Genomic DNA, 11,367 nt, shown 5'->3' with positions numbered 1-11,367 from the left:
ATCAACTTCGATGCTGAGCTGTCGATTCATTGATTTCTACAGTTTTTCAACGGCCTGCTAATGAGTTTCACCAATGTTCTATGTTTAGCTGACGGGCTCTAGACCTAGGTTTTACTGTAACTATCGCCACGATAAACCTGTGTCATGAACACAGGTCAAGTGGCGCTCGAATTCGGATGCCACAATATCCAGATGGTCGTCGTTCTCTGAGCGCTCGGGCCAAGATCGGCCTCGAGATATCGTCGCTTGTAATTGCTGATTACACTCTCCTGCCGGGCAACTTTGTAAAGCTAAATGGCGGTGCATAGCGCAAAGGCTATCGCTATTTGCTTGGTCATGACCCGCAACCACGTGAGCTACAGATTCCGCTACTCATCGCATGTTAAGAAACATGAAACCGGTATTAGTAGGGTAGAGGGAAATGCCTGTCAGTCGCATGACGCAAAAATTACAACAACGTAATGTGGGGGTAATCTTTCTGTTGGTCCGTAAATTCTATTATGGGATCGTGCGTGGCTTCCTTAAACAAGACTAGGGCGGCAAATGGGTACCTGTTTTTTTCGTTACAGAATGGTGTGATCCCATTATATCTGCAACGATTATCTAAATACTGGACGAAGCGGGTGGAACTGGGGAGTAACCTGAATGGTTGCAATTAACATAGCTGGACTCCTGCTGATCGCGCTCATGGTATGGGGGTTCTGGCTGTACAAAGACGAAACAGATACTCAAGTGGCCGGTGATACGGTTCCATCACTTCCGGTCAGTCATCAATGCTGCTATTTTTGAGAGTTGGTAAATCCCCTTGCTCAGCGGTAGTTGTGTTCGCTGATCTAAGTATTAGCCAAGACCTAATAGTGGATGAAGTGTCTGAAGTCGCTTTACCTGCTCTCCCAGCGGAAAAATATGTGTTTGCGCACCAGATGCAGATGTATCGGGGTGGTTTAGCAGTGAAGGAGGTTTGATATGAGGAGTGCCGAGAATGAAGCAAAGCAATGGCTCACCGTTAGAAATATCGCCATCACCGGGTGAAGAGATCGAATCGCACGAAGGCAAACAAGAAAGGAACAACTAGCATGGCCTGCTATTTATCCAACAAACTCGCTAGATTCTCCAGCCGCAATTGGGTGCGAACTTTTCGAGGCCGAGCGATATTCCGATTGCTGATGTTGTGCCTCGTAGTGAAGCTACCGATGAATGCTTTTGCTTCGGATGGCAGCGCAACGGAATCACTTCTTACGGCGCGAAAAGCGGTGCTGGTAGCGCTTGAAGACAATCCTGGCCTGGCAGCTATGCAAAATCGCTACGAAGCGCTGCAGGAAGTGCCTAGCCAGGTCGGTAGCTTGCCGGACCCCATGGTCAACATCAACGCGATGAACTTCCCAACCGACAGTTTTGATCGCGATCAGGAGGGCATGACGCAACTGCAGTTCGGGTTTAGCCAGGAGTTTCCCTTCCCCGGGAAACTGGATCTCAAAGAAGAAGCTGCGACGTTTGATGCGATCGCCGCTGGCTACTCTGTAGACGAAATGAGAGTGCGGCTAGCGAACTCCGTAAAGACAACCTGGTGGCAGATACACTATCTTGATCGCGCGTTGGAGACGCTGGAGAAAAACAAGGAGCTACTGCGTCAGTTTATTGCAGTGGCCGAAACCAAATATGAAACGGGCAGGGGACTACAGCAGGATATTTTGCTCGCGCAGCTGGAACTTTCCAAGCTGATTGACCAGGGCATCACTCTGGTGGCGTTGAGAAAACACCAGTCGATCCAGCTCAATACGCTCATGGATAGACCGGCCAGCACTCGTGCAGCGCTCGCTGACGTTGACCCCAGCTCGATGCCGGGCATCCTCAGCGAAACCGAGCTCTTTGCGATCGCGGACGAATCCAGGCCAACTTTAAAAGAGAAGGAGACTCAGGTAGAAGCGGCTCTAACGCGGCTCGAGCTTGCAAAGAAAGACAGGTATCCGGATTTCAAGCTGGGTGTCATGTATGGAGAGCGCGCTGGCGACAACCCGCCTTTCATGGGTGGATCACGAGCGGATCTCTTCTCGATAATGCTGGGCGTCAAGATACCGCTTTATGCAGGCCGCAAGCAGTCACGAGCCATCTCTCAACAAACCGCGGAAGTCGCGAAAAATCGCTACGCGCTTATTGATGAGAAAAGTGCCGTGAGATCTGCCATTGCAACCGCTGTCATCGACTATCAAAAATCGAAGGACCAGAGTGAACTGTTCAGTACAGGGATCATTCCACAAGCCGAGCAAACGGTGCAATCGATGCTCGCTGCCTATCAGGTGAGTGAGGTCGACTTTCTCAATTTGGTACGAAGTCAGATGACATTGTTCAACTATGAGCTTCTGTACTGGAAGTCAGTCAGTGAAGCCAACCAGGCCTTGTCGCGCCTGGAGGCCGCAGTAGGAAAGGAGTCCATCTATGAGTAAAGCAATAATTATGACAGGGGTCATCATGCTTGGCCTCGGGCTGGCAGGCGGCTATTGGCTATCTCAGGACAACGCAGGCGACACAGTCGCTGAGGTGGGCGAGCCCGAGCCGCTTTACTACCGTAATCCAATGAACCCGGGCGTCACCTCGCCTGTGCCGGCGCAAGACTCGATGGGCATGGATTATCTCCCGGTCTATGCAGAAGAAGCGGGCTCAACGACCGAGCCGGAAATCTTGTACTACCGAAACCCGATGAACCCGTCGGTCACTTCGCCTACTCCCATGAAGGATTCCATGGGTATGGACTATGTACCCGTGTATGCCGAAGGCGAGAGTAGCGATGTCGTCGGCACAGTAAAGATCGATCCTGTGGTCGTCCAGAATATCGGGGTTCGCACCGCGATAGCGAAATCTGAATCCATAAGCCGGACGATAAGAACTGTTGGTCGTGTTGACTTCAATGAGGAGCGCATGGCGCGGCTCCATCCGAAAGTTCAGGGCTGGATAGAGGAGCTATACGTTGACAAGACTGGTGAAACTGTCGCATCCGACGACATACTCCTGAGCATCTACTCCCCGCAGTTGGTTTCCACTCAGCAGGAATACCTGCTGGCACTGAACAATCTGGCTGCGCTTGGCGAGAGCCCTTTTGAAGAGATTCGCGAGGGTGCCAGGGATCTGGTGAAGAGCTCGCGTGAACGGTTGCAGTTTCTGGATGTACCCGAACACCAGATAGAGGAATTAGAGACAAGTAGGGAGATCAAGAAGAGCATTCACATTCACTCGCCTGTGGATGGCACGGTGCTGCGAATTGGGGTTCGTCAAAGGCAGCATGTAACGCCCCAGCAAGAACTCTACATGCTGGCCGACCTGAGTGAAGTGTGGGTATTGGCCGACATCTATGAAAACGAGATACCTTGGGTAAATGTCGGCGACGAGGTGGAAATGACACTCACATCCGTACCCGGTAAGACCTTTACGGGTGAAGTGGCTTACATCTACCCCTATTCGGAGGCAAAGACCCGGACCACCAAAGTCAGATTGGTGTTCGACAATCCTGACCTCCTGCTCCGGCCCGATATGTTCGCTGAAGTGAAAATTCTATCTGACACACGCGAGAAGTCCGTTGTAGTGCCATCCGAGGCAGTCGTGCGCTCTGGAGGCAATCCGCAGATATTTGTCGTGAGGGATCCCGGAAAGTTCGAGCCCAGGACTGTCAGGCTAGGCGTGGAATCAGGCGGTCGCGTCGAGGTGCTTGACGGTGTCAGTGATGGAGAAGAGGTGGTGACATCGGCGCAGTTCCTGGTTGACTCGGAATCAAAGCTGCGCGAGGCCACCGCCAAAATGATGGACGCACTTAAAGGCGAGGATATTCAAGCCGAGGCTGATCACTCCGCGCAATCGGGTGGTCGCAAGAACATGGATGGCAACGATTCTGAAATGTCTGAAGCGCAGGGCGACGCTCGTAGCGATACGGGGCATGAGACAAGCGATGAACCAGACCATGAGATGGGCGAAGACGCTCACGGAGGCATGGTTCATGATTAAGGCGATCATCAATGCGTCCCTGCGTGATCGATTTATGGTTCTGGTGGCGACCTTCATTGTAGGCGTGGTCGGCATTTTCTCTTATAAGAACGTTCCGCTGGACGCAATTCCCGATTTGTCGGATGTCCAGGTCATCATCTTTACCAAGTACCCGGGGCAGTCGCCGCAGGTTGTGGAAGACCAGGTGACCTATCCGCTGACAACCTCGATGTTGGCTGTTCCCGATACGAAAGTTGTGCGGGGCTACTCGTTTTTTGGACTGTCGTTTGTCTACATCATTTTTGAAGATGGAACCGATATGTATTGGGCACGCTCGCGCGTGCTCGAATCAATCAACTACGTCAGCGGGCGATTGCCCCAGGGCGTTACGCCCACGTTGGGGCCCGATGCAACCGGCGTGGGTTGGGTCTACGAGTACGCGCTCGTCGATCGAAGCGGTAAACACGACCTGGCGGAGCTTCGCTCTTTGCAGGATTGGTATCTTCGATATCCCCTACAAACCGTCAATGGCGTTTCGGAAGTCGCGTCTGTTGGTGGCTTTGTCAAGCAGTATCAGGTTGAAGTCGATCCCAATGCGCTGCTTCGCTACAACATTCCCCTCGACAAGGTCAGGATGGCAATCAAGATGTCCAACAAGGATGTCGGTGGTCGTCTGGTGGAAATGGCTGAGACCGAATACATGGTGCGCGGACTGGGCTATATACAGTCTATTGATGACCTGAACTCCATCCCTGTGTCGGTTGATGAAAATGGTACGCCAATCCGTCTGCGAGATGTCGCGAATGTGCAGATCGGCCCCGAACTGCGGCGCGGGCTCGTGGATCTCAATGGGGAGGGCGAGGTTGCAGGCGGCGTTGTCATTATGCGCTTTGGCGAGAATGCGTTGGCAACAATTCAGGCCGTGCGGGAAAAACTGGAAGAGCTGAAAGCAGGGCTGCCCGAGGGCGTTGAGATCGTCCCGGTCTACGACCGTGGTGATTTGATTGAGCGAGCGGTTGACAGCCTCAACACATCGCTCGCCCAGGAACTGGTTATCGTAAGCATCGTGGTGATTTTATTCTTGCTACACGCGCGCTCTGCGTTTGTAGTGATTATCACTCTGCCCTTGGGCGTTCTGATGGCCTTTATCGTAATGCGTATCCAAGGCCTTAACGCCAACATCATGTCATTAGGTGGGATCGCAATCACCATCGGGACCATGGTGGACGGTGCCATTGTGATGGTGGAGAACGCGCATAGCCGACTTGCAATGGCTCGCGACGCCAAGGGCAGTGAGCTCACGATCGAGGAGCGTTGGAAAACGATCGGCGAGTCTTGCCAGGAAGTAGGCCCTGCTCTGTTTTTCTCCCTTCTTGTGATTACCGTATCGTTCCTACCCATTTTTACCATGCAGGCACAAGAAGGGAGGCTTTTCAGTCCTCTGGCTTTCACCGCGACCTATGCAATGGCCGCTTCAGCAATACTGGCGATTACACTGGTCCCGGTAATGATGGGCTACTTTCTGCGAGGCAGGATCATTGCCGAGCACAGAAACCCACTGAATCGCGCGCTTCACGCACTCCATCGGCCTGCTTTGAAAACGGCGATGCGCTGGAGGGTAGTGACCGTCGTGTGTGCGATAGCGCTTCTGGGCGCTACCTACTACCCCTATTCCAAACTGGGCAGCGAGTTCATGCCGCCGCTGGATGAGGGCGACATACTGTATATGCCCACAACGTTCCCCGGAATATCGATCACCAAGGCAAGGGAACTGTTGCAACAAACGGACAAAATACTCGCCACATTCCCCGAGGTACATCATGTGTTTGGCAAGGTGGGCCGTGCAGAAACCGCGACTGACTCCGCGCCACTGGCAATGATCGAAACCACTGTGCGGTTGAAGCCAAAAGAGGAGTGGCCCGATCCGGGCAAAACAACGAAAGAGCTGATGAGCGAGATGGACGCCGCGATCCAGTTTCCTGGGCTTGCCAACGCATGGACCATGCCGATAAAGACGCGCATCGACATGCTTTCTACCGGCATCAAGACGCCTATCGGTATCAAAGTATCGGGGCCTGATCTCAATGTCCTGCAGGAAGTCTCTCAGGACATTGAGCAGGCCATGAAAACACTCCCCGAGACGACCTCCGCGTTTGGCGACCGCGCAGTCGGTGGCTACTACCTTGATTTTGACATCGATCGGGAAAGTGCTGCGCGCTATGGACTCACGGTTGGCGCAGTACAGGACGTTATTCAAAGCGCTATCGGGGGTATGAATATCACCGAAACCGTGGAGGGATTGGAACGCTATCCCGTAAATCTGCGCTACCCCAGAGAGCTTAGGAATGATCTGGAAACCCTCAAGCGCGTGATCATACCCACGCCAACCGGTGCGCAAATTCCTCTCGCTCTGGTGGCTGACATCAACTACACACGAGGGCCGCCGGTCATTAAGAGTGAGGATGCGAGGCCCAATGCATGGATCTATGTAGATATATCCACTTCGGATATTGGCGGATTTGTGAACAAGGCTAAAGAGGTGATTAACCAGCAAGTCGATATACCGGCTGGCTATACGCTGACATGGTCGGGCCAGTTCGAGTATATGGAACGCGCAGCGAAGCGGCTTGGTATCGTTGCGCCTGCAACCCTCTTCATTATCTTCCTGCTGCTTTACTTCAATTTCCGGAATGTTATTGAGCCGGTTGTAGTGATGATATCGATCCCCTTTGGTCTGATAGGAGGAATATGGCTCATCTATTTCAACGACTACAACGTGTCGGTTACGGTAGCGGTTGGGTTCATTGCGTTGGCGGGCATGGCGGCAGAGATTGGCGTGCTTGTGTTGAGCTTTATCGATACAGAAATTGCCGAGCGCAGAAGTGAAAGCGCAAGGCGTCTTACGTTAGAAGAGCTTCGGGATGCTGTACTGAACGCAACATCTAAACGAGTAAGGCCGGTAGCAATGACCGCCATCTCCACGATGGCGGGTTTGATACCAATCATGTTGAGTAGTGGCACAGGATCGGATGTCACCCATCGAATTGCCGCGCCCATGCTCGGCGGAATGCTGACCGTGATGATACTCAATCTGCTGGTGCTGCCGGTGATTTATAGCTTTGTTCTCCAGTTTCAGGAAAAGCGACGCGTTGTGGCCGATAGCTCTGAAGTACAGTCCGAAGACGGGCCAGCAGGTGCGGTTTCATGATTATTGCGATCGCGTTAGCGTTCGGGCTGGTCGCCTTGACGTTTATGTTTCATTACCGGGCGTTACTTTGGCTGGGATCAAGAGCTACTCGGTTTAGAATTTCTACACAGGCAAAAGTGCTATTTATCGTTGTGACGCTCTTTCTGGTACATATAGCAGAGATCGGAATGTATGCGATCACCTACGGTGTCTCTGTGTCCGTTCTGGAGCTTGGAGTTTTTCAAGGTGCCTTGATCACGGATGCGATGAGCTATCTCTACTATTCGGGCGTGATTTATACAACGCTTGGTCTGGGTGACATTGAGCCTCAGGGCCACATCCGCTTTATCACTGCCATTGAAGCACTCAACGGTTTTCTACTTATTACATGGTCTGCGTCATTCACTTTTCTAGCGATGGGCCGTTTTTGGCCATGGGAAAATAGATGCGGCATGCCGATTACGCATGTGGACACGACACTTGTCAACGAGAGGGGAAGTAGGAATGATTAGAATGAGGAGATTATGTGCTGCTAGGGGCGCGGTAGCGGCAATGTTTGCGATGTTTCTAGTTGTGGCGTGCTCGGAAACGCAACCTGTTCCCGGTCAGCAAAGCGAGGTCAACAGCATCAAGATGGAGGTGTTCAAGACCCCAACTTGTGGTTGTTGCAATAAATGGGTAGACCATCTAAAGAACGAAGGGTTCGAAGTGATCACGAAAGACCGGGTGAGTCTTGATGCAATAAAAGAGGGGTACAACATAGATCCTCACTACCAGTCTTGCCATACGGGTTTAGTAGATGGGTATGTCTTTGAAGGCCATATTCCCGCGAGATTGATTAGGCAATTCCTAGACGACATACCGGAAGGCGCACTCGGATTAGCGGTACCAGGCATGCCCATAGGAAGCCCTGGTATGGAAATGGGTGAGCGATTCGATAGCTACGATGTGCTGTTGCTGAAAAGCGACGGGACCAGCGAAATATTTTCCCATGTTGATGGTCGGGACTAGGTGGACCAGAGTCTAGCTAGTAATGGCAAAGAGAAAACGGCTAGAGAAGTGACACTAAAGTGATTTTCCGATTTGGCACGACGTATTATTTTCACCGGTGTCTTGCGATAAGTCAAAAACGCCGCAAGAGCATCGCAGTATGCAACATGAAATGAGGGTGTAAATAATTCTGTGTAACCGCCGGGGTTAAACGTAGTCTCTGATGCGATCCTCAAACTCGATCATAAACCGGTTCAGCGCAGCCTTCCAATTACGGATCGGCATCGTCCATTTTTTCGACGCATCCATGATTGCCAGGTAAACGACCTTGCGGGCGGAGTCGTCAGTTGGGAACAGCTTCCGTTTCTTGATGGCCTTGCGGATGACGCTGTTCAGGGACTCGATGGCGTTGGTGGTATAGATCGCCTTGCGGATGTCCTCGGGGTAGCGGAACAACGTACTCAGATTCGGCCAGTGATTACGCCAGGAGCGGCTGATGTGAGGGTATTTCTCACCCCAGCGGCCCTCGAACTCGTCCAACGCCTGCAGGGCTTCCTCCTCGGTGACTGACTGGTAGATGCGCTTGAGATCGGCCGTCACGGCCTTGTAATCCTTCCACGGCACATACTTCATCGAGTTGCGCACCATGTGAACGATGCAGAGCTGGATCTGCGCCTGCGGGTAAGCTGCACTGATGGCATCGGGGAAGCCCTTGAGTCCATCGACGCAGGCGATGAGGATGTCCTTCACACCGCGATTCTGGAGCTCTGTCAGGACGCCCAGCCAGAACTTGGCGCCCTCGTTCTCGGAGATCCACATGCCCAGCAGTTCCTTGTGGCCTTCGAGGTTGACGCCCAGGGCCAGGTAGATCGCCTTGTTGATGACCTGCTTGTCCTGCCGGATTTTGACCACGATGCAGTCCAGATAGACGATCGGATACACCGGGTCCAGGGGGCGCGACTGCCATTCCACGACCTGATCAATGACAGCCTCTGTCACCTTGGAAATCAGGGTAGGCGAAATGTCGGCGCCGTACATCTCCTTGAAGGTGGCGACGATCTCCCGGGTGGTCATGCCCTTGGCGTACAGGCTCAGGATCTTGTCGTCCATTGAGGTGAACCGGGTCTGCCCCTTCTTCACCAGTTGCGGCTCGAAGCTGCCCTCGCGGTCACGGGGCGTGTTCAGCTCGAATTGGCCATCCTCAGTTTTCAGGGTCTTGCTGGTGTAGCCGTTGCGGCTGTTGGCGTTATCAGAGGCCTGGTGTCGGTCATAGCCCAGATGGTCGTCGAGTTCGGCATTCAGCGCCGCCTCGACGGTGATCTTAGTCAGCATCTGGCTGAACTCGTTGAGATCCTTCTCGGTCTTGAGGGTTTTGGCAGCCTCCCGTGCGAAGGCTTCCAGTTCTTTCCTGTTCATGTGGCCTATCCTTACCCTGTCAGGGTGCAATGATAGGCGGTTTACACAGTTTTATTTACAGGCTCCATGAAATAGGCAGCATCATAGTTAAATTACGGATACGCTGATGGCATGGTAATCCACTGACATTGGGTATGTATGACATATTTTTACGATCAGGCATTCTTTTCAAAGCTTGTTTCCTGTGCCGTCCTCCTCTTTTTTCTAGCGTTAGGTTTGCAGCTATTCGATTTGGGCCTTGTCGACGCGAAACTAGTCTTTTGGGTGCTTTCAGTAATAGTGGCGGCGATATTCGGCAAGACGGTCGTTCTATTGTTCATAGCTTCCCCGTTATACAGGAAGGAGCGCTGGATACTTGGGCTCGCCCTGCTCCTTCGTGGCGAGCTCGGCCTCATCGTTGCCAGTATTGGGCTTTCAAAGCAGAACATTTCTCACCACGGCATGGTGGCCCTGAAGATCATGACCCTAATGATGGCCCTGCTACTTCCACTGCTGTTACCGAGATTTAGAGATTGACCTGTGAGTAGGACAGAGGTGTAAGTTATAGACAGCTGTAAAGCTTATAGACGCTCGGGCCAGTATGCGTCTAGGGTAATGATTGGGAAAGGCACTCGAAGCTAGGAGTTAGGTGATGCGCGTGAATGAATTTGCAGGCAGTATTGGAGTTTTTGCGCACACGATAAGATTCTGCACACGTAAGGGTCTGCTGCGGCCCGAACGATGCCCGACGAATGGGTATCGGGAATACCGCGCGATGAAAAGAAAGCCAGCTGCGATTCATACTGGTGTGAAACTACTTAGTTTTTACCTCGGAGAGGTTGCCCAGATCTTTGAAGGGCCGAAAAGGGTGAAACGCAATACCCCCTCTGTGCCGAGTAATGATCAAATAGCGTCTGGATGAGATAGAGCAGTTATTCCAGGATATGACATTAATGAAAAATAGAATGCGCCGGGCCTCTCACGACTGGTGAGTGAGTCCGATGGCATGCCCAATGAACACAAGATCTGTCACCTGGTTGAGGAATTTCGCGAATAGATAATTAGCGATGTGTAGAACGATAGCAACGTAGACCTACAGAATATTGAAGGCTACGCCAGCGACAAAGAACACAGCTCTCCCTATGAGTAAATGAGTTTGTCGGTGGTTCTTTCGTTGTTTGTGAACAGAAATGAAAATACCGGAGGATTGTCATGAAAAAGTTATATCTCACCATAACGTTGTTCGGAGCCCTTGGTTTTGCAACGCTAGGAGTGGCCCATGAGAGTGGCTCGAAACATAATCATCGTGAGCACAAAGGCTTGCCGGGCGGGCATTCGTCAGTTGATTCGACGGGGTCAGAGGGTACATATCAAGGCACACACGATCACCGCAAGCGTAAAGGTCTGCCAGGCAAAGGGATACCGACCGATCAGGCTGCATCAGAATCGATGAAGTCGTCCTCCGAGGAGCCTGATGGTGTCTCGGCCGGTTCGACTGGTAGCATCAAGCACGACCACCGCAAGCAGAAGGGATTAGCTGGCTCTTCTCTGCCAGACGAAGGCGAAGTCGTTGAGCGCTCGGGCGATCTAAGCTCCAAGAAAGCCCACGATCATAAGAAGATGCACAAGTGACACATTACCAGATATGTAAATAGAAACAGGCACATGAATAAATTGTTGAAGCAAACGAACCAGGTTATTTATAGGGTGAAAAAAAATGCACATGGATCGGAAGTTGAAAAAATCTTAATGGTTACACTACTTACTAACTTTTTCATTAGTAAAGCGACAGGTGTTTGATATACTTGCGGCATGAAATGCAC

At 52.0% G+C, this 11,367-nt stretch carries 9 protein-coding genes; 8 read left to right on the top strand and 1 reads right to left on the bottom strand.

Annotated elements, in window-relative coordinates; all coding sequences use genetic code 11:
• Positions 1 to 1,076 precede the first annotated feature (1,076 nt).
• Genes ACYVGS_RS09880 through ACYVGS_RS09860 form a run of 5 tightly spaced genes read left to right on the top strand, consistent with a single transcriptional unit; the run spans position 1,077 to position 8,170 of the window.
• The gene (locus ACYVGS_RS09880; RefSeq protein WP_460588520.1) at positions 1,077 to 2,444 is read left to right on the top strand and encodes a TolC family protein; all 1,368 of its coding nucleotides are present in this window, start codon (positions 1,077 to 1,079) and stop codon (positions 2,442 to 2,444) included.
• A complete protein-coding gene (locus ACYVGS_RS09875; RefSeq protein WP_460588519.1) occupies positions 2,437 to 3,993 on the top strand; it encodes an efflux RND transporter periplasmic adaptor subunit in 1,557 nt (518 codons plus the stop codon). Before ACYVGS_RS09880 ends, ACYVGS_RS09875 begins: the two co-directional genes overlap by 8 nt.
• Complete coding sequence (locus ACYVGS_RS09870; protein WP_460588521.1) at positions 3,986 to 7,180, top strand: efflux RND transporter permease subunit; 3,195 nt, start codon at positions 3,986 to 3,988, stop codon at positions 7,178 to 7,180. Before ACYVGS_RS09875 ends, ACYVGS_RS09870 begins: the two co-directional genes overlap by 8 nt.
• A complete protein-coding gene (locus ACYVGS_RS09865; RefSeq protein WP_460588518.1) occupies positions 7,177 to 7,671 on the top strand; it encodes an ion channel in 495 nt (164 codons plus the stop codon). The genes ACYVGS_RS09870 and ACYVGS_RS09865 overlap by 4 nt, the downstream gene beginning before the upstream one ends.
• Positions 7,672 to 7,711: 40 nt before the next feature.
• Positions 7,712 to 8,170, top strand: coding sequence for a DUF411 domain-containing protein (locus ACYVGS_RS09860; RefSeq protein ID WP_460588517.1), 459 nt, complete (start codon positions 7,712 to 7,714; stop codon positions 8,168 to 8,170).
• A gap of 186 nt (positions 8,171 to 8,356) precedes the next feature.
• On the opposite strand, the gene ACYVGS_RS09855 is transcribed toward ACYVGS_RS09860, so the two are convergent.
• Positions 8,357 to 9,565 (bottom strand): IS256 family transposase, encoded by a 1,209-nt coding sequence (locus ACYVGS_RS09855; RefSeq protein ID WP_460588516.1) that lies wholly within the window; start codon positions 9,563 to 9,565, stop codon positions 8,357 to 8,359.
• A 138-nt stretch (positions 9,566 to 9,703) separates the two neighbouring features.
• Between ACYVGS_RS09855 and ACYVGS_RS09850 the strand changes: the two genes are divergently transcribed.
• From ACYVGS_RS09850 to ACYVGS_RS09840, 3 genes are all read left to right on the top strand, one after another.
• Positions 9,704 to 10,081 (top strand): cation:proton antiporter domain-containing protein, encoded by a 378-nt coding sequence (locus ACYVGS_RS09850; protein WP_460588515.1) that lies wholly within the window; start codon positions 9,704 to 9,706, stop codon positions 10,079 to 10,081.
• Between the two features lie 115 nt (positions 10,082 to 10,196).
• Positions 10,197 to 10,466 carry a MerR family transcriptional regulator gene (locus tag ACYVGS_RS09845; RefSeq protein ID WP_460588514.1) on the top strand — a complete coding sequence of 90 codons (270 nt, stop codon included), beginning with the start codon at positions 10,197 to 10,199 and terminating at the stop codon, positions 10,464 to 10,466.
• Positions 10,467 to 10,756: 290 nt separating this feature from the next.
• On the top strand, positions 10,757 to 11,176 hold the full coding sequence (locus ACYVGS_RS09840; protein WP_460588513.1) for a hypothetical protein: 420 nt from the start codon (positions 10,757 to 10,759) through the stop codon (positions 11,174 to 11,176).
• Positions 11,177 to 11,367: the final 191 nt, after the last annotated feature.

This window comes from Haliea atlantica, from assembly GCF_054779855.1.
This window is presented reverse-complemented; position numbering and strand designations above follow the sequence as displayed.